General features: G+C 77.0%; 16 protein-coding genes. 3 read left to right on the top strand and 13 right to left on the bottom strand.

Going from position 1 to position 17,889, the window contains the following annotated elements:
- Positions 1 to 53: 53 nt before the first annotated feature.
- The gene (locus ACRYMN_RS15445; RefSeq protein WP_432496860.1) at positions 54 to 1,976 is read right to left on the bottom strand and encodes a VanW family protein; all 1,923 of its coding nucleotides are present in this window, start codon (positions 1,974 to 1,976) and stop codon (positions 54 to 56) included.
- Between the two features lie 201 nt (positions 1,977 to 2,177).
- On the opposite strand from ACRYMN_RS15445, the gene ACRYMN_RS15440 reads away from it, so the two are divergent.
- From ACRYMN_RS15440 to ACRYMN_RS15430, 3 genes are read left to right on the top strand one after another with little or no spacing between them, the layout of a single operon-like run.
- Positions 2,178 to 2,921 carry a TetR/AcrR family transcriptional regulator gene (locus ACRYMN_RS15440; RefSeq protein WP_432496858.1) on the top strand — a complete coding sequence of 248 codons (744 nt, stop codon included), beginning with the start codon at positions 2,178 to 2,180 and terminating at the stop codon, positions 2,919 to 2,921.
- Entirely contained in the window at positions 2,918 to 3,664 is a 747-nt protein-coding gene (locus ACRYMN_RS15435) for an ABC transporter ATP-binding protein (RefSeq protein WP_432496856.1), read from the top strand. The genes ACRYMN_RS15440 and ACRYMN_RS15435 overlap by 4 nt, the downstream gene beginning before the upstream one ends.
- The gene (locus tag ACRYMN_RS15430; protein WP_432496853.1) at positions 3,664 to 5,844 is read left to right on the top strand and encodes a YhgE/Pip family protein; all 2,181 of its coding nucleotides are present in this window, start codon (positions 3,664 to 3,666) and stop codon (positions 5,842 to 5,844) included. Before ACRYMN_RS15435 ends, ACRYMN_RS15430 begins: the two co-directional genes overlap by 1 nt.
- A gap of 33 nt (positions 5,845 to 5,877) precedes the next feature.
- On the opposite strand, the gene ACRYMN_RS15425 is transcribed toward ACRYMN_RS15430, so the two are convergent.
- From ACRYMN_RS15425 to ACRYMN_RS15370, 12 genes are all read right to left on the bottom strand, one after another.
- Complete coding sequence (locus ACRYMN_RS15425; RefSeq protein WP_432496851.1) at positions 5,878 to 6,654, bottom strand: hypothetical protein; 777 nt, start codon at positions 6,652 to 6,654, stop codon at positions 5,878 to 5,880.
- Positions 6,655 to 6,796: 142 nt separating this feature from the next.
- Complete coding sequence (locus ACRYMN_RS15420) at positions 6,797 to 7,300, bottom strand: CAP domain-containing protein (protein ID WP_432496849.1); 504 nt, start codon at positions 7,298 to 7,300, stop codon at positions 6,797 to 6,799.
- Positions 7,301 to 7,417: 117 nt separating this feature from the next.
- Positions 7,418 to 8,425, bottom strand: a complete 1,008-nt coding sequence (locus ACRYMN_RS15415) for a sugar phosphate isomerase/epimerase family protein (RefSeq protein ID WP_432496846.1) — start codon at positions 8,423 to 8,425, stop codon at positions 7,418 to 7,420.
- Between the two features lie 10 nt (positions 8,426 to 8,435).
- Positions 8,436 to 9,632: a Gfo/Idh/MocA family protein gene (locus tag ACRYMN_RS15410; protein WP_432496844.1), complete on the bottom strand. Its 1,197-nt coding sequence runs from the start codon at positions 9,630 to 9,632 to the stop codon at positions 8,436 to 8,438.
- A gap of 149 nt (positions 9,633 to 9,781) precedes the next feature.
- Complete coding sequence (locus tag ACRYMN_RS15405; RefSeq protein ID WP_432496841.1) at positions 9,782 to 10,918, bottom strand: Gfo/Idh/MocA family protein; 1,137 nt, start codon at positions 10,916 to 10,918, stop codon at positions 9,782 to 9,784.
- Positions 10,915 to 11,751 (bottom strand): ThuA domain-containing protein, encoded by an 837-nt coding sequence (locus ACRYMN_RS15400; RefSeq protein ID WP_432496839.1) that lies wholly within the window; start codon positions 11,749 to 11,751, stop codon positions 10,915 to 10,917. The genes ACRYMN_RS15405 and ACRYMN_RS15400 overlap by 4 nt, the downstream gene beginning before the upstream one ends.
- A gap of 39 nt (positions 11,752 to 11,790) precedes the next feature.
- Positions 11,791 to 12,657, bottom strand: coding sequence for a carbohydrate ABC transporter permease (locus ACRYMN_RS15395; protein WP_432496837.1), 867 nt, complete (start codon positions 12,655 to 12,657; stop codon positions 11,791 to 11,793).
- A gap of 8 nt (positions 12,658 to 12,665) precedes the next feature.
- The gene (locus ACRYMN_RS15390; protein ID WP_432496835.1) at positions 12,666 to 13,631 is read right to left on the bottom strand and encodes a carbohydrate ABC transporter permease; all 966 of its coding nucleotides are present in this window, start codon (positions 13,629 to 13,631) and stop codon (positions 12,666 to 12,668) included.
- Positions 13,624 to 14,850, bottom strand: coding sequence for a sugar ABC transporter substrate-binding protein (locus ACRYMN_RS15385; RefSeq protein WP_432496833.1), 1,227 nt, complete (start codon positions 14,848 to 14,850; stop codon positions 13,624 to 13,626). Before ACRYMN_RS15385 ends, ACRYMN_RS15390 begins: the two co-directional genes overlap by 8 nt.
- A gap of 109 nt (positions 14,851 to 14,959) precedes the next feature.
- Positions 14,960 to 15,991: a LacI family DNA-binding transcriptional regulator gene (locus tag ACRYMN_RS15380; protein WP_432496831.1), complete on the bottom strand. Its 1,032-nt coding sequence runs from the start codon at positions 15,989 to 15,991 to the stop codon at positions 14,960 to 14,962.
- Between the two features lie 170 nt (positions 15,992 to 16,161).
- Entirely contained in the window at positions 16,162 to 16,821 is a 660-nt protein-coding gene (locus ACRYMN_RS15375) for an HAD family hydrolase (protein ID WP_432496829.1), read from the bottom strand.
- Positions 16,822 to 16,850: 29 nt separating this feature from the next.
- Positions 16,851 to 17,756: an MSMEG_6728 family protein gene (locus ACRYMN_RS15370; protein ID WP_432496827.1), complete on the bottom strand. Its 906-nt coding sequence runs from the start codon at positions 17,754 to 17,756 to the stop codon at positions 16,851 to 16,853.
- Positions 17,757 to 17,889 lie beyond the last annotated feature (133 nt).

Here is a 17,889-nt window from a genome sequence, read left to right as displayed (position 1 = left end):
GCGGTCCGCCCGACCGCCCACCCGGCGGCCGACCCGCCGGCTCACCCGGCGGCTCACCCGGCGGGCGGCGCCGCCGGGGCGGGGGCCGGTGCGCTCGGCGCCGGCGACGCCGACGGGGAGGGCGACGCGGACGGCGAGGGCGACGCGCGGCGCACCGTGGCCGGGTCCGGCCCGCACACGACGCGGTTCTGCGCGTTGTAGCGCGTCGTCCAGCTCTCGCGCTGCTCGGCACCGCCGCCCACCGGCGTCATGACGCGGGTGACGGTGACGTCGAAGCCGGGGTTGGCCGACTGCGGCGAGCAGTCCGAGTCCGTGTCGTACACGGTGCGCGGGGCGCGCGCGTTGAAGCGCGGGCTCTTCTCCGCGCGCACGTCCCAGCGCTTCGTGCCGTACATCGACACCGTCAGCTGGTTGCCGCTGATGCCGGCGGTGATGAACACGCCGTGGCCGGAGTCGTTGCGGAACCGGTTGTCGATGCTGCGCCAGTCGATCGTCGCCTCGCGCCCCTCGGGGTAGCGGGAGATGTAGAACGAGTGCGGCTTGTGCTCGATCTCGTCCAGGCCGGCGAAGAACACCGCGTTGAACAGCGTGGTGGACAGCTGCGAGACGCCGCCGCCGTAGTCGTCCACGAGGCGCCCGTTCGAGATGACCGGGGCGCGGTTGTACCCGCGCGCGGCGGTGCGCTGGCCGACGGTGTCGTTGAGGGAGAACTCCTCGCCCGGGCGCAGCAGCGTGCCGTCCACCGCGGCGGCGGCGATGCGGATGTTCTCGGTGCGCCCGCGGTCGGCGGTGAGGTTCGTGGTGAAGGTGGAGACCTGCTCGACGACGCCGAGCTCCTCCAGCTCCCGCGTGCTCAGCGCGGGCGCGCCGGCCACCAGCGGGACCTCGGCGCGGCGCGGCGCCGGCGCGGGGCCCGCGGGCGCGCTCGCGGGCGGGGCGCTCGCGGGCGGGGCGGTGAGGGCGTCGGTGACGGCCGCGGCCAGGGCGGCGGGCTCGACGTCGGTGCCGTCGACGGAGGGCACCACCCGCGGGCGGGCGTCGACGACCTCGATGCGCGCGTCCTGCGGGGGCGCCTCGAAGGCGGGGTCGGCGGCCAGCACGGCGGCCTCCAGCACGGCGCCGTCGGCGACCAGGCGCGCCTCGCCGTCCACGGCCCGCACCGCCAGCGCGGGGGCGAGGGCGGCGGGGGTGAGCACCGCCTCGCGCCCGCCGCCGGCGACGACGAGGTCGGCGGCGACCGCCGGGCGGGCCAGCTCCTCGACCGCGGCGCTGACGTCGGCGGGCTCCAGCTGCGGCTCGACGGCGCGGGCGGGCACCTGCACCGGCTGCGCGGCCGGCCAGGCGGCGGCGAGGGCCTCGGCGGCGCCGGCGGTGTCCAGGGCGCGGCCGGCGGCCGGCTCGGTGGGCACCGGCACGACCGCCGGCGGGGCGCCGGCGGCGCCCGGGCGCACCTCGAAGACCACGGCGCCCTCGACGGCGGGGCGCTCGACGCGCTCGGCCAGCGGCTGCAGGCCGGCGCGCAGGGCGGCGGGGTCGACGTCGGTGACGGGCCGCTCGGCCCGCCCGCCGGCCACGTGGCGCCACAGGTCGCGCGGGTGCCAGGCCGGCCCGGTCAGGGCGCGGGCGGTGGCGGGCACGTCGACGTCCAGGCCGCTGGCGGCGGGGTCGACGGTGGCCTCGACCACCTCGCCGGCGCCGGTGACGCGCACGGGCAGCGGCTGCGCGCGCACGGCGGCCACCGGGGCGGCCAGCGCGCGCTCGACGCCGGCGCGGTCCAGGCCGCCGACGTCGGCGCCGAGCACGGTGGTGCCGCGCGGGGCCTGCCCGCCCAGGGCCAGCGCCGCGGCGGCGTACCCGCCGGCGAGCACGGCCACGCCGGCACCGAGGCCCACGAGCGCGCGGGTGCGCCGCCGGGGTCCGTGCCGCCGGCCCGGCGCCGTGTCCTGCTCCGCCGGCCGGTCCACCCGCTCGTGCACGTGCTCGTCCCCCGCTCACCCCCGCGCGACCCCCGTCGCGCTGCGCGGGACCAGCCTAGGCAGACGCGGCGACGTCCCCGGACCGAACGGGCGGGTGCGCACAGGTCCTGCACGTGCGGGAGCCCCCCGGGGCCCTGCGCGGCCCGTCGCGTGCACGGTGCATCGGATACGTTCTGCATCGGCGGGGGCTAGGCTCGCGCGGTGACCACCGACGCCGCCGCGAGCCCGCCGCGCACCGCCGGCCCGCGCACCACCCGCCGCCGCGAGCAGACCCGCGCGCGCCTGCTGGACGCCGCCCTGGAGCTGCTGGCCGAGCAGGGCCTGGCCCGCAGCAGCGTCGAGGGCGTGTGCGAGCGCGCCGGCTACACCCGCGGCGCCTTCTACTCCAACTTCCAGAGCATGGACGAGGTGGTGGCCGCCCTGTACGCCCGGCGGGCCGCGCGGGTGCTCGAGCACGTGCAGGCGCAGCTGGCGGGCCCGGAGGTGCCTGCGGTGCCCGGGGCGTCCGGGGTGCCCGGGGACCCCGCCGGTCCCGGCCCGCTGCCCGGTCTCGTCGCCCGCGTGCTGGAGCTGCTGCCGGTGGACGCCCCGTGGCGGGCGGTGCGCGCGGAGTTCTCCGCGCAGGCGCTGCGCAGCCCCGCGGCCGCCGAGGTGCTGGCCAGCGCCCGCGAGCGGCTGCTGCAGGGGCTGGCGCCGCTGCTGGCCGACGGCCTGGCCCGCGCCGGGCGGCGCCCGGCCACCGGCGCCGGCGAGCTGGCGCGCGCCGTCCTGGCCGCCCACGAGGGCGCCACCGCCCCCGGCGCCTCCCCCGGGCCGGCGGGCGGGCGCGGCCCGGACCGCGCCTTCGAGGTGCGGCTGGTCACCGCCGTGCTGGAGGCGTTCTCCGCGCCCTCCGGCGAGCCCGCCCCCGGCGAGCGCGCCGGCGGCGCGGGGGTGCCGCGGTGAGCGCCCCGGACGGCGCCCCGGACGGCGCGGCCGCCGTGCGGGCCCGCGGCCTGGGCCTGCGCAGCGGCGGCCGCGAGGTCTTCGCCGGCGTGGACCTGGACGTGCCGGCCGGCTCGCTGCTCGTGGTGCGCGGGGGCGGCGGCAGCGGGAAGACCTCGCTGCTGCTGACCCTGGCCGGGCGGATGCGCCCCACCGCCGGCTCCCTGCGGGTGCTCGGCCAGCCGTTGCCGGCGCGCGCCGCGGCCGTGCGCCGGCGCGCCGCGCTGGCCGAGGTGCGCGGCGTGAACGACCTCGACGACGCCCTGACGGTCGAGCAGCACGTCGCCGAGCGCGTGGTGCTGCACCAGCCGTGGTGGCGCCCGTGGGCCACCCGCGCGCAGGTCGAGGCGCAGCTCGAGCGCGTCGAGCGGGTCGTGGCGCTAACCCCGCGGGCCGGCGGGCCCGCGCCCGTCCTGCACCGCCGCGCGTTCGTCAGCGACCTCGACGCGCTGGAGCGCCTGGCGCTGGGCGTCGTGCTGGCCCTGGTGGGCCGGCCCGCCCTGCTCGTCGTCGACGACGTCGACGCCCTGCGCCGCGCGGACGACCGCCGCCGCGCGTGGCGGGCGCTGGGCGCGCTGCAGCGCACCTCCCCCGAGCCGCTGACCGTCGTGGCCAGCTGCACCGACGACCCCGACCTGCCCGACCCCGACCTGCCCGACGGCGCCGGTGGCGGCACCGTCCTCCTCGACCTCCAGGACCTGTGATGCCCGTCTTCTCCCTGCCCGGCCTGGAGCTGGCCCGCTTCCGCCGCGCGCTGGTCACCCGGCTGGCGCTGGTGGCGGTCGTGCTCGTGCCGCTCGTCTACGGCGGGCTGTACCTGGCGGCGAACCTGGACCCGGTGGGGCGGCTGGGCGACCTGCGCGCCGCCGTCGTCGACGCCGACCGGCCCGCGCGGGTCACCGGCGCCGACGGCACCGCGCGCACCGTGGACGCCGGCGCGGACCTGGTGCGCACGCTGACCGGCCCGGACGCCGACGCCGGCTTCACGTGGGAGAGCGCCACGGAGGAGCGGGCGCGCCGCGGGCTGGAGGACGGCACCTACGCGGCCGTGCTGCGCGTGCCGGAGGGCTTCTCGCAGGCGCTGGCCTCCGCCGGCGGGGACGAGCCGCGGCAGGCGCGCCTGAGCGTGACCACCGACGACGCCGGCAACTACGTCGTCGGGCAGGTGGTCAACAGCGTCACCGCCTCGATCCGCACCGACGTGGCCACCGGCGTCACGCGCGGCTACGTCGAGGGCGTGCTCGTCTCCTTCACCCCGGTCCACGACGCCCTGGGCGAGGCGGCGGACGGCGCCGGGGAGCTCGCCGACGGCGCCCGCGCCGCCGACGACGGCGCCCGCTCGCTCGTGGTGGGCCTGGGGGCCCTGGGCGGCGGCGCGGCGGACCTCGCCGACGGCACCGGTGCGCTGCGCGCCGGCGCGGCGCAGCTGGCCGGCGGCACCGCGGACCTCGCTGAGGGCGCGGGCGGCGCCGCCGCCGGGGCGGCGTCCCTGAGCACCGGCCTGGAGCGGCTGCGCACGGGCACCGCGGACCTGCCCGCGCGGACCGCCCGGCTGGCCGAGGGCGCCGGCGCCGTGGCCGCCGGCGCGGACGGGCTGGCCGGCGCCACCGGCGAGCTGGCCGCCGCGGCGCAGCAGGTGGACGAGCTGGGCGCCGACGCCGCCGCCGCGCTGCCCGCCGTCGACGAGCTGCTGGTGCGCGCCCGCGCGCTGGCCGCCGCGGACCCCGGCGACGCCGACCTCGCCGCCGCGGTGGCGCGCCTGGAGCAGCTGCGCGCCGCGCTGGCCGGCACCGACCTGACGGCCGCCGCCGACCGGGTGCGCGGGCAGGTCGACGCCCTGGCCGCCGGGGCGCGGCGGGTCTCCGACGGGGCCGCCGAGGTCGCCGGCGGCGCGGCCGCGCTGGCCGGGGCCGCCCCCGCCCTGCGCGACGGCACCGCCGCGGCCGCCGACGGCGCCGCCGCGCTGGCCACCGGCACCGGCGACCTCGAGCGGGGGGCGCGCGCGGCCGCCGACGGCGCCGACGCGCTGGCCGCGGGCGCCGCCCGCGTCGACGACGGCGCCGGCGACCTGCTGGGCGCCGCCTCCCGCGCGCGCACCGGCGCCGACGACCTCGCCGCCGGCACCGGGCGGCTGGCCGGGGGCGCCGCGGCGCTGGCCGACCGGCTGCGCGAGGGGCGCGACGCGGTGCCCGCGCCCACCGCCGCCGAGGCCGGGCGCCGCGCCGAGGTGGCGGCCACCCCGGTGGTGGCCGAGCGGGTGCGCGAGCACGCCATGCCCCGCTACAGCGACGGCCTGGCGCCGCTGTTCGTGCCCGTCTCGCTGTGGGTGGGCGGCATGGTCACGTACATGGTGCTGCGGGCCGTCTCGCCGCGGGCGCTGGCCTCCACGGCCGGCTCGCTGCGCACCGCGCTGGCCGGGCTGCTGCCCGGGGCGCTGCTGGGGGTGCTGCAGGCGGTCGTGCTCGTGGCGGTGCTGCTGCTGGGCGTGGGGATCTCCTCGCCCGCGCCGGCGGCGACGGTGGCGTTCGCGGCCCTGGTGGCGGTGACGTCCACGGCGCTGCACCAGTGCCTGGTGGCCCTGCTCGGCGGGGCCGGGCGGCTGGTGGCGCTGGTGCTGCTGGTGCTGCAGCTGACCTCCGCGGGCGGCACGTACCCGGTGGGCACCTCCCCGGCCTTCTTCGGGGCCGTGCACCCCTGGCTGCCGATGACCCACGCCACCGACGGCCTGCGCCACCTCGTCGCCGGCGGGCCGGCGGGCCCGGTGCTGCTCGACGCGGCCGTCCTGGTCGCCTTCGCGGTGCTCGCGCTGGGCGTGACGGTGCTGGCCTGCCACCGCCGGCGCACCTGGACCGTGGCGCAGCTGCACCCCAGCCTGTCGCTGTGAGGGGGCGGCCCGGGGGCGGCTCAGGGGGGCGGCTCAGGGGGCGGTGAGCTGCCGCGGGAAGCACGCGTTGGCGCGCTCGCCGGCGGGCACGGCGGCGAAGACGCTGTCGCACCAGGCGCGCACGTCCCCGGCGTCGGCGAAGGGCCCGGCGGCGAACGTCGTCCAGAACGGGTTGCCGCGCGCGTCGACGGCGCGCTCGCCGAAGTCGGTGCTGGCCAGGACGAAGACGTCCGGCCCGGCCAGGCCCGAGGCCAGCTGCCGGGACTGGGCGAGGATGTCGGCGGCGTAGAAGGTGCTGCTGCCGTTGGCGGCGCGCTGCCCGGCGTCGGTGGTGCCCACGCTCTTGGCGGCCAGCTGCGCGGCCCACTGCCCGCGCGGGGCGTGCCCGGCCAGGCCCTGCTCGCGCAGCCGCTGCAGCTCGGCCAGGGCGGCCCCCTGCGCGCGGGCGCCGCCGCCCCGCTCGGCGCCCACCGCGGGGGCCGGACCCACCGCCGCGCCCACCGCCGCGGGGGCGCCGGCGCCGGCGGGTGCGCCGAGCAGCACCTCGGTGGCCCCGGCGGCGCGCAACCCCAGCAGGGCGAGCTGCACGAGCAGCAGCAGGCCCAGGACGGCGCTCAGCGCCTGCAGCGCGCGCAGCCCGCGCGGTGCCCGCGGTCGCCGGGCGGGCCGGGCGGCGGCGCGCACGACCGGGGGCGCCGCGGCCGGCGCGGCGGTGGACGGAACGGGCGCGGCGGGAGGGGCGGCGGGCGCGGCGGGGCGCGCACCGGCGAGGGGGGTGGCGAACTGCTGCCACCACTGCGCTCCCGACACGACGTCGTCCTCCCAGGCTCCGGCCGCGGCGCGCGGGGTGCGCCCCGGGTCCGACGCAGCACCTCGGCGCCCGGCTCCCGCGGCGCGCGGCCGCACCGGCAGCATGCCCCGGCCCGCGCCGCGGCGCCCCTCGGGCGCCGGCTCAGGAGCCGGCGAAGACCTGCGTCCAGTAGGGGCCGTCGGTGCCGGCGGCCTCGGCGATGCCCACCAGGGTCAGGGTGCAGTCGAGGATGTTGGCGCGGTGGCCGGGGCTGGCCAGCCAGGCGTCGACGACCGAGGCCGCGTCGTAGCCCTGCGCGACGTTCTCGGCGGTGCGCGGGGCCTGCACACCGCCGGCGGCCAGGCGCACGCGGTGCGAGCTGCCGTCGAGGCCGACGTGGGTGAGCACCCCGGTGGCGGCCATCTCGGCGCTGTGGGCGGCCGCGGTGGCGGTCACGGCTGCGCTCTCGGTCAGCGGCGCGCAGCCGGCGTCGGCGCGGGCGGCGTTGGTGCGCTCGAGGACGAGCTGGGCACCGGTGGCGGGCGGCGCGTCGGGGGAGCGCAGCAGCTCGACGGCGGGGGCGGCGGGGGCGGCCGCGAGGAGGACGGCCGCCGCGGTGCGCAGGGGGCGCAGGCGGCGGAGGTGGCGGCGGGGGGACGTCGTCATGGGATCGACACAAGCAGTCCGCGCAACGCCCGCACGGTGGCTGTGACCCACGCCACACCGAAGTGGCAGGACTGCGCCCGGTGACCGCGAGTGGTGCCCGCGGTCACCGGGGGCGGTTCAGCTCCTGGAGCTGAAGGCCGCGTCGAAGGCCGCGGCGGGCGGCTGGATGAGCTCGCCGACCCGGCGCACGAAGGCCAGGGCGTCGGGGGCGCCGCGCAGGCGGTCCACGCCGGCGTCCTCCCACTCCACGCTCGTGGGGCCCTCGTAGCCGATCTGGTTCAGCTGGCGGAAGATCGCCTCCCACGGCACGTCGCCGTGCCCGACGGAGACGAAGTCCCAGCCGCGGCGCGAGTCCGCCCACGGCAGGTGCGAGCCCAGCCGGCCGGCGCGGCCGTCGAGCTGCTTCTTGGAGTCCTTGCAGTGCACGTGGTAGATGCGGTCGGCGAAGTCGCGCAGGAAACCGACCGTGTCGAGGTCCTGCCACACGAAGTGGCTCGGGTCGAAGTTCAGCCCGAACGCGGGGCGGTGGCCGATGGTCTCCAGCGCGCGCTTCGTCGTCCAGTAGTCGTAGGCGATCTCGCTGGGGTGCACCTCGTGGGCGAAGCGCACGCCCACCTCGTCGAAGACGTCGAGGATGGGGTTCCAGCGGTCGGCGAAGTCCTGGAAGCCGCGCGCCACCATCGACTCCGGGGTGGGCGGGAACATCGCCACCGTGTGCCAGATCGAGGAGCCGGTGAACCCGGTGACGGTCTTCACGCCCAGCCTGGCCGCGGTGCGGGCGGTGTCCTTGACGTACTCCGCGGCGCGCTGGCGCACGCCCTCGGGGTCGCCGTCGCCCCACACGGCCGCGGGCACGATGTCCTTGTGCCGCTCGTCGATGAGGTCGCACACCGCCTGGCCGGCGAGGTGGCAGGAGATGGTCCACACCTGCAGGCCGTGCTTCTCCAGCACCGCCTTCTTCTCGGCGACGTAGTCGTCGTCGACCGCCCCGCGGGTGGAGTCGAGGTGGTCGCCCCACGTGGCGATCTCCAGCCCGTCGAAACCCCACTCGGAGGCGAGCCGGCACACCTCCTCGAAGGGCAGGTCGGCCCACTGGCCGGTGAACAGGGTCACGGGACGAGGCATCGTCGGCTCCTCAGATCTCGGTGTAGGCGGAGGCGTTCTCGGCGCTGCGCTGCACGGCCTCGAGCACCTTCTGCACCTGCAGGCCGTCGGCGAAGGAGGGGCTGGGGTCGCGCCCGTCGGCGATGGCACCGAGGAACTCCTGCAGCTCGTGCACGAACGGGTGGTCGTAGCCCAGGCCGTGCCCGGCCGGCCACCAGTTCGACACCCCCGGGTGCTCCGGCTCGGTCGCCAGGATGCGGCGGAAGCCGTTCTCGGCGGCGGGCAGGTCGCCGTCGAAGAAGTGCAGCTCGTTCATCGACTCGAAGTCGAAGGCGAGGGACCCGCGCGAGCCGTTGACCTCGATGCGCATGCCGTTCTTGCGGCCCAGCGCCATGCGGGTGGCCTCGAACGTCATCAGGGCGCCGCCGTCGCCGCGGCCGAAGAACACCGCCGCGTCGTCCACGGTGACCTCGCCGTACTCGGTGCCGGCCTGCGCGCCCAGGCCCGTCTGCGCGCCCGTGCGCGCGGCCTCCACGGGCCGCTGCTTGACGAACGTCTCCACCGTGCCGTTGACGCCCACGAGCTTCTGCCCGGTGATGAACTGGGCGGCGTCGATGATGTGCGAGCCGATGTCGCCCAGCGCGCCGGCGCCGGAGCGGTCCTTCTGCAGCCGCCAGGTCAGCGGGAACTCCGGGTCGACGATCCAGTCCTGCAGGTACAGCGCGCGCACCTGGCGGACCTCGCCAAGCCGGCCGGTCTCGACGAGCTGGCGGGCCAGCCCGATCGCGGGGACCTTGCGGTAGTTGAAAGCCACCATGCTGCGCACGCCGCGCGCCGAGGCCGCCTCGGCCGCGGCGGTCATCCGCTCGGCCTCCTCGACGGTCTTGGCCAGCGGCTTCTCGCAGATCACGTGCTTGCCGGCCTCGAGGGCGGCGATGGCGATCTCCGCGTGGCTGTCGCCGGGGGTGAGCACGTCGACCACGTGGACGTCGTCGCGCTCGATGAGGGTGCGCCAGTCGTCCACGCCCTCCTCCCAGCCGAACTGGCGGGCCGCGGCGGCGGCGCGGCCGGCGTCGCGGCCGGCCAGGGCCACCCGGCGGGTGCGGAAGCGCGGCTCGCCGACGTGGTCGACGGTGCGCCACGCGTGGGAGTGGACGGCGCCCATGAAGGAGTGGCCGACGACGGCCACGCCCAGCTCGGGCAGTTCGTTGGTTGCAGGGTCGGACACCCGGGACCTCCTCGTCGTCAGCGCGATCGTACTGACCCGGTTCACTCCCGGGTACACCCCTCCCGGGCGCGTCCCCGCCCGGCCCCCCCTCCCGCCCCGGCCCCCCGCGAGGGGCGGGGCCGGGGCGCGGCCGGGGCGCGAGGGGCTCCTCAGGCGGCCGGGCGCGGGGCGCCCTGCGCGGCGGGCGCCGCGGCGCCCGGGGCCAGCGCCGCGCGCACCGAGGTCCACGAGGCCAGCACCGCCCGCACGTCCTCGCGCCGCTCGGCCGCCAGCGCCCGCTCGTGGGCGCGGGCCAGGACGTCGTCGACGAGCACCCGCGCCCCGGTGGCGGCCGAGGCCACCGCGGCCTCGACCATCGCCAGGCTCAGGACGTTCTCGTGCACCTCCCCCGAGGCGGGGGCGGTGCCGGTGCGCAGGGCGCGCGCGAACGCCCGCAGCGAGCCGGCGATCTCCAGGCCGGGGTCGGCCGAGGGGGCCGGCTCGGCCCCGGAGGTGGTCTCCAGCACGGGGGGCGCCTCGCCGTCCCAGCGGGCGGTGCCGGCCGCGCCGGACAGCCGCCAGGCCCCGTTCCAGGACGTCTCCTGCCCCGGCGAGCACCAGCTGCCGGTGTAGACGTAGCGCACGCCGCCGGTCATCTCGAAGACCGCGGTGGCCGCCGCGTCGCCGCCGTACCAGCTCCACGGCGGGTTGAACTCCTCGCAGTACACCGACACCGGCTCGGCGCCCAGCAGGAAGCGGGCGGTGTCGAAGGGGTGGATGGCCATGTCCAGCAGCAGCGGGTGGTCCATCTCCTCGCGGAAGCCGCCGAAGCGCGGCGCCTTGAAGAACTCCGTGGTCAGCACGCCGAGCTCGCCGAGCACGCGCGCCTGCTCGCGGAAGGCGTGCAGGTGCGCGTTGTAGCGGCGCGACTGGCTGACGACGAACAGCCGCCCGCTCACCTCCGCGGCCGCCACCAGCGACAGGGCCTGCGCGACGTCCTCCGCGACGGGCTTCTCCCCCAGCACCGGCAGGCCCGCGAACAGCGCCGCGGTGGTCACCGGGTGGTGCGCGCGCGGCACGGTGACGTTGACGACCGCCTCCGCGCCGGTGGCGCGCGCCAGCTCGACGGCGTCGCGGCCCAGCGGGACGTCCGGCACCCCGGCCGCGGCCGCGGCGGCCGCGGCCACGTCCAGGTCCAGGTCGACGACGCCGGCCAGCTCGACGTCGGGGTCGTCGAGGACCGTGCGCAGCCAGGCCCGGCCCATGCCGCCGGCGCCGACGAGCACGACGCGCAACGGGGCGCTCACGCGCCGGCCCCCTGCGCCTGCCGCTCCTGCTGCGCCTGCCGCTCCTGCTGCGCCTGCTGGGCGTCCTCGCCCAGGGCCCCGCCGTAGCCGTGGCCGGTGGAGAAGTCCCCGGTGTCGTAGCGCAGCAGCACCGGGTCGGTCCGCTCCGGGCGCACCGTGCGCGCCCACTCGACGCCGTTGGCGATGACCCTGCGCACGTCCTCGTGGAAGTACGTGGGGAAGTCCTGGTCGCCGGGGCGGAAGTAGAAGACCTTGCCGTGGCCGCGCCTGTAGGTGATGCCGGAGCGGAACACCTCCCCGCCGGAGAAGGAGGAGATGAAGACGACCTCGTCGGGGGCGGGGACGTCGAAGAACTCCCCGTACATCTCGTCCTCCTCGATGATCAGCGGCTGCGGCACGCCCTGCGCGATGGGGTGCGTGGGGTCCACCGTCCACACCAGCTCCCGGTCGTGCTCGGAGCGCCAGCGCAGCGTGCAGGAGGTGCCCATGAGCTTGGTGAAGATCTTCGACCAGTGGCCGGAGTGCAGGACGACCAGGCCCATCCCGGCCAGGACGTGGCGGTGCACCCGCTCCACGACCTCGTCGGAGACCTCCTCGTGGGCGGCGTGGCCCCACCAGGTGAGGACGTCGGTGGTGCGCAGGACCTCCTCGGTGAGGCCGTGCTCGGGCTCGTCCAGGGTGGCGGTGCGCACCACGGCGCGCTCGCCCAGGTGGGCCTCCAGCCCCTGGGCGACGGCGCCGTGCATGCCGTCGGGGTAGCGCTTCGCGACCTCCGGTTCGAGCTGCTCGTGGCGGTTCTCGCCCCAGACGGTGACGCGGACGGGGTTGTTCACGGGTCCTCCTCGGGACTTCTCGCGGGTCCGGCTCGTCCCTCAGGACTTGACGGCCCCGCCGGTGACGCCCGTCGCGACGTAGCGCTGGGCGACGAGCAGCAGGGCGATGGCGGGCAGCGACGACAGCACGGCCGTCGCCATGATCGGGGACCAGTCGTTCACGAAGCTCCCCACGTAGGTGTACAGGCTCAGGGTGACCGGGCGCACGTCCTCGGTGGTGGTCAGCGTCAGGGCGAACAGGAAGTCGCCCCACGCGAAGAGGAACGTGAACAGCCCGGCGGTGATGAGCGCGTTGCGCGCCATGGGCAGCACCACGGACACGAACGCGCGCACGTGGCCGGCGCCGTCGACGTACGCCGCCTCCACGATGGAGGGCGGGATGCCGGCCATGAAGGCGCGCATGACGAGGATGGAGAACGGCACGCCCGCGGCGGAGTCGGCCAGGACCAGCCCGCCGACCGTGTTGAGCAGGCCCAGGTCGCTGTAGGCGCTGTAGAGCGCGTTGGCCACCACGATGCCGGGCACCATCTGGGTGATGAGCACGGCGAAGAGCACCGGCGTCGCCCAGCGCAGCCGGAACTGCGCCATCGCGTAGGCGGCGGGCGTGGCGACGAGCAGGCTGAAGACCACGCTGCCCAGGCCCACGAGCAGGCTGGTGACGAGGTTGCCGCTCTGCTCGCGGACCGCGGTGGCGTAGCCGTCGAGGGTCAGGTCGAACGGCAGCCACGGGGTGGCCACCGCTCCCCCGGCCGGCTGCAGGGACACGTTGAGCATCCAGTACAGCGGGAACAGCATCACGGCGACGATGCCCACGCCGATCGCGGTGTGGCCCGCCCGGCGCGGTGGCCGCCGGCGGGGCGGGGCGCCGGTGGGCGCGGGGGTCGTGGCGGTGCTCACGGTGCTCACGGTTCTCCTCACTCGTCCACGGCGCGGCGGTTCATCCGCAGGTAGACCACGGCGAAGGCCAGCGAGAGCAGGACCAGGACGTTGCCCAGCGCCGCCCCCTGCCCGAAGTCGAACTGGCGGAAGGACACCTCGTACGACAGCGTCGCGATCGTCTGGGTGGAGTTCGCGGGCCCGCCGTTGGTGAGCCCGAGGATCACGTCGAGCACCTTCAGCGTGTAGACCACGCCGAGCACGAGGACCACGGTGACCACCGGCCGCAGCACCGGCCAGGTGATGTGGCGGAACGCGCGCCACCCGGTCGCCCCGTCCAGGGCCCCGGCCTCGTACAGCTCGTCGGGGATCTCCTGCAGGCCGCCGTACAGGATGGTCATGTTGAAGGGGATGCCGAGCCAGATGTTCACGCCGATGACGGCGACGAGCGCGAGCGTGGTGCTCGTGAGCCAGTCCGGGCGCACCTCGACCAGCGGCAGCAGGCCCAGCAGCCGGTTGAGCACCCCGTGGTCGGTATCCAGGATCCAGCGCCACACCGCGGTGGCGGCGATCATGGGGATCAGCCACGGCAGCAGGATCAGCGAGCGCAGGAACCCCGACAGCGGGAACCTGCGGCGGAAGAAGACGGCGATGGCCAGCCCCAGCACGAACTGCCCCGCGATGGACCCGGCCGTGAACAGCACGGTGTTCAGCAGCGCGCGATCGAAGACGGCCGAGGACAGCACCGCCGCGTAGTTGTCCAGGCCCACCCAGGGCGCCTCACCGGTGTAGAAGGTGGAGGCGCCGTACTCCTGGAACCCCATGACGACGTTCTTGACGACGGGGTAGCCGAAGAAGAGGGCCAGGTAGACCACCGCGGGCGCCAGGAACGCCGCCTCGACCAGGCGGGTGCGCGTGATGCGCCGGGCCCGCCGGGGCGCGGCGGGGGTCCCCGCCGCGCCCGGCCGGCCGGCCACCCGCTCCGCGGCGCGGACGTCAGCCATCCTGGGCCTGCCGCAGGGCGTCGGCGGCGCTCATGCCGCCGACGAGGGCGTTCTGCACGGCGGTGTAGATGCGCGTGGCGGCGTCGGGCCACTCCTCGCCCAGCTCACCGGTGCGCGAGCGCAGGTCGGGCACCTGCTCGGCGAACGAGGCCAGGGCGGGTACCTGCGAGACGGCCTGCTCGGTCAGGGCCGGCTTGGTCGGCACGGTGTTCGTGCCCACGGCGGCGGCGACCATGTTCTCGTCGGAGTTCAGGCACTGCACGAACTCCGCGGCCTTGGCCTGCTTGTCCTCGTCCCCGGTGCGCGGCACCGTCCACGTCTCCCCGCCGAAGGGCGAGACCACGGTGCCGCCGGCGGTGGGGGCGGGGATCGGCACGATGCCGTACTTCAGGTCGGGGTTCTCGGCGAGCGAGCCGAAGTTCCACGGGCCGTTGACCATCATCGCCGCGTTTCCGGCCTTGAACTGGTCGGCCACGTCGGCCTGGCCCCAGGTGACCACCGACTTCGAGGCCGAGCCGGAGGAGACCAGGTCCACCCACAGCTGCAGCGCCTGCTCGCTCTCGGGGGTGGCGATGTCGCGCTCGTCGCCGCCGTTGGACCACATGAACGGCAGGAACTGCCAGGTCCCCTCGAAGCTGTTCATCGCCGAGAACGCGATGCCGTACTGGTCGCCCTGCGTGAGCGCCTGCGCGGTGGTCTTCAGCTCGTCCCACGTGGTGGGCGGCTGCAGCCCCGCGGCCTGGAAGACCTCCTCGTTGTAGAACAGGGCGATCGTGTTCGTCACCGGCTGCAGGCCGTACAGCTCGCCCTCGTACGTGGAGGCGTCCACGACGCCCTGCGCGTAGCCCTCGGTGCTGGCGCCGTACTCGCCCAGCGGGGCCAGCGCCCCCGTGGCGGCGATCTGCTGCAGGTCGGGGTTGTCCAGCATGAGGACGTCCGGCAGCGTGCGCGAGGAGCTCTGCTGGAGGACCTTGGAGATGAGGGTCTCCCCCGGCACGGACTCGCGCTCGACGCTCACCCCCACCTCGGTGCCGCAGTCGTCCAGCAGGCCCTGCCACACCGTCTTGTTCGGTTCGTCGTTGTGGTAGTCGAGCACCCGCAGGGTGTTCGGGTCGCCGGAGGCGGTGCCGCCCCCGCTGCCGCCGCCGCAGGCGCCCAGCGCCAGGGGCAGCAGCGCCAGCGCCGCGATGCCGGCGCGCACGGTTCCTCGTCGAGCCACGTCGTCCTCCTCCTGCCCACGGCGTCGTGGGCGTGCGGTCCTGCTCGCGTCTCCGTCGATGCGTATCGATGGAGGTCGTGCACCTCCCCCGCTGGGGGTGAGGGGTCGGTCAGCCGGCGGTGGGCCCGGTGGGCCCGGTGCGCACGGAACGCCGGCGGGTCAGCTCCGCCGGCACCCGGCGCAGCTCGCCGGGCTGGGCGGGGTCGTCGATCAGGGAGAACAGCCACTCCATCGCCCGCCGCGAGACGTCCCGCGGCTGCGTGGACACCGCCGTCAGCGGCACCTGCTGCGCCTCGGCCTCCGCGTCGGTGGACAGGGCCACGAGGTCCACGTCGCGCCCGGGCACCAGGCCCCGGCGCACCAGGGCGTTGACCGCCTCCTGCGCGCCGGTGGCGGCCAGCAGGCCCGGCGGCCCCGCGCGCCGGCCGTCAAGGACGTCGGCCAGCGCGCGCTCGACGCCCTCCTGCCCCGCCGGCACCACGCACCAGCGCAGCCGCACCCCGCGGGCGTCGGCCTCCTCCTGCGCGGCGCCGCGGAAGCGCGACAGGTAGTTGATGCCGCGCTCCTGGGCGTCCGGCTCCCAGCCCAGCACGGCGACCTCGCGGTGGCCGACGCCGGCGAGCTCGGCCACCAGCAGGCGCGCGGCGCCCTCGAAGTCGAAGTCGATGCAGTGCAGCCCCTCGGCGTCGCCGGGGAAGCCGATGAACAGCGACGGGCGCGTCAGCGAGCGCGCCACCTCCACGCGCTCGTCGTGCGTGCGCACCTCCATCACGACGACCGCGTCGCACAGCGCGCTGCCGGCCACGCGCCGCAGCGCGCCGGGGCCCTCGTCCGCGGTGACGATGAGCAGGTCGTAGTCGTGGGCGCGCGCCGCCAGGGCGATCTCCTCCACGAACGCCATGAGGCTGTGGGCGCTGGGCGCGCTGCGGAACGGCACCACCGCCGCCACCACGTTCGTGCGCCGCCCGGCCAGCGCGCGCGCACCGGCGTGCGGCTGGTACGTCAGCTGCGCCATGGCGTCCTCGACGAGGCGGCGCGTCTTCTCCGAGATGGGCCGCTTGCCGCTCATGACGTACGAGACGGTGCTCTGCGAGACGCCGGCGATGCGCGCCACGTCCTTGCTGGTCGGGACCCGAGCCACGCCGACCTCCCCCCACGCTCGCCGTCGATGCGTATCGAGCAGGGACGGTAGCGGGCCGGGCGGCGCCGGGGCAAGGGCCCCGGCGCCCGTCGCGCCCGGTCGGGTGGGCCCGGTCGGGTGGGGCCCGGTCGGGTGGGCCCGGTGGGGTGGGCCCGGTGGGGTGGGCCCGCTCAGGAGGGCGCGGCCAGCGCGGTGGTGTCCAGCGCGGCGATCAGGTCGCGCATCGAGTCGTGCACCGACGTCGCCCCGGCCCCGCGCAGCTCCTCCACCGAGTAGCCCCCGGTGCGCAGCGCCACGGCGGGCAGGCCGGCGCGGGCGGCGGCCTCGACGTCCCACGTGGAGTCGCCCAGCACGACGCCGGAGGTGCTCCCGACGCGCTGCAGCGCCACCTGGAACAGGTCCGGGGCGGGCTTGCTGGACTCCGCGTCGTCGGAGGACGTCCACGCCTCGCACAGCTCGCGCGCGTCGAGCAGGTCCAGGAAGGCGTCGACGTGCCGCCCCTCGCCGGAGGAGGCGAGCACGACCTCCCAGCCGCGCCGGCCCAGCTCGACGATCAGGTCGCGCGCGCCGTCGAAGGGCTGCACCTCCGGCAGCAGGCGGTCGAACTCCTCCTCCCACGCTTCGCGCGCGTCGTCGCCGTGCTCGCCCTCGAAGGCGTCGCCGGCCACGGCGGGCACGAGCTGGTCGCCCCCCATCCCGACGGCGCGGTGGATGCGCCAGACGGGCACGGTCAGGTCGTAGCGGCGGAAGGCCCGGAACCACGCGAGGGAGTGCTGGTAGTTGGTGTCGACGAGGGTGCCGTCGACGTCGAGCAGGGCGGTGTCGGCCATGAGCGCCCCCTACCCGCCCGCGGCGGTGCTCACGCGGCGACGTCGACGCAGAACAGCCGGCGCGGGTCCTGCAGCATCGCCGGCGGCTGCACCTCCGAGCGCTCCACGCGCCCGCCCCAGCGCACCCGCCGGCGGTGGCGGGCGGTGACGCCCCTGCGCCCGTCGAACTCGTACTCACCCAGGACCTCGCCCAGCAGCAGGGCGCGCTCGTGCTCGACGGGCAGGGCGACCTCGTCGCCGGGCACCAGCTCGTGGACGAACGTGTCGAGCACGCGCAGGTCCTTGCCGGGGCGCTTGCCGGGGGCGACCTCCTTGAGCAGGCGGCGCAGCGGGGTGCCCTCCTCGGCCAGGCGCACGTCGACGTCGATGCCGGACTCGGTGCCCAGCCCGACCACGCCGTCGGCGAGGAACTCCGCCAGCGCCTCGGGGCCGGAGGGGCGCACCACCCACACCAGCCGGCCGCCGGCGCGCGGGCGCGGCTCCAGCGAGGGCGGGTCGGGCCAGTGGTAGGGCAGGTCGTCGGGCTCCTCGTCGCCGAAGAGGGGCCGGTAGGTCGCCGGGTCCTTGCGCAGCAGCGCCGAGCGGTGGCTCAGGTGCACGCGCTCGTCGCCCAGCCACGGCGGCATGAGGCCCTCGGCGGCCAGCTCGGCCTGCGGGCGCCCGACCACCTCGGGGGCGAACTCGCCGATCAGCCGGCGGGTGGAGTCGGCGCGGCCGGGGCGCGTCCACTCGTCCACGCACGCCAGGCCGTAGCAGACCAGGGCCGGGGTGCACCCGCGCCACATGCGCACCGCCGGGTGGTTCACCCAGCCGTAGTCGGGCAGCTCCAGGGCGCGCAGCACCTGCAGGGTCTCCACCCGCTGCTTGCCCAGCCGGGGCGCGTCCAGCACGGCCGCGGAGCGGGCGAAGTCGGGGTACGGGAGGAACGTCTGCACGCCCCCACCGTGGCGCGGGGGCGGGGGCCCCGCCCCCCCGCCGGCCCCCCCGCGGCCCCCCCGGCGGGCCCGGGGCGGGGTGGGGAAATTAAACTCGCCGTACTAAAAAAAACCCAGAAAAACCAAAAACCCC

Source organism: Kineococcus gypseus (assembly GCF_050871305.1).
GTDB lineage: Bacteria > Actinomycetota > Actinomycetes > Actinomycetales > Kineococcaceae > Kineococcus > Kineococcus gypseus.
This window is presented reverse-complemented; position numbering and strand designations above follow the sequence as displayed.

Excerpts from the sequence above, each read along its gene's own strand:
- ACRYMN_RS15420 (WP_432496849.1), bottom strand. The coding sequence starts at position 7,300 with ATGACGACGTCCCCCCGCCGCCACCTCCGCCGCCTGCGCCCCCTGCGC.
- ACRYMN_RS15390 (WP_432496835.1), bottom strand. The coding sequence starts at position 13,631 with ATGGCTGACGTCCGCGCCGCGGAGCGGGTGGCCGGCCGGCCGGGCGCG.
- ACRYMN_RS15415 (WP_432496846.1), bottom strand. The coding sequence starts at position 8,425 with ATGCCTCGTCCCGTGACCCTGTTCACCGGCCAGTGGGCCGACCTGCCC.
- ACRYMN_RS15375 (WP_432496829.1), bottom strand. The coding sequence starts at position 16,821 with ATGGCCGACACCGCCCTGCTCGACGTCGACGGCACCCTCGTCGACACC.
- ACRYMN_RS15430 (WP_432496853.1), top strand. The coding sequence starts at position 3,664 with ATGCCCGTCTTCTCCCTGCCCGGCCTGGAGCTGGCCCGCTTCCGCCGC.